General features: G+C 59.6%; 1 pseudogene. It reads left to right on the plus strand.

The features are described from left to right. Positions 1-223: pseudogene (locus AAC855_RS21475) on the plus strand (hypothetical protein); the annotation flags it as partial.

A 223-nucleotide genomic window follows, 5' to 3' on the forward strand; every position in this document is an offset into this window, starting at 1 on the left:
CCGTCTCTACGGCGGCCTTAGTGCCAGAACCGGGCGTGGTGACAACGCTTGAGGCCAACGGGGATATCGTTATCCGGCAGGACGGGCAGGAATGGCGTCTGCGCGGTGTACTCCCGAAAATCGGTGCGGTCATGAAAATCAACGTACAGTTACTGGATAGAAACAGCGGAGCGCTGTTCGTGGACAGCCTCGATATCCTGAGCGCCCGTGCGCGGACAGGGTT

This window comes from Xenorhabdus bharatensis (assembly GCF_037996705.1).
Classification (GTDB): domain Bacteria; phylum Pseudomonadota; class Gammaproteobacteria; order Enterobacterales; family Enterobacteriaceae; genus Xenorhabdus; species Xenorhabdus bharatensis.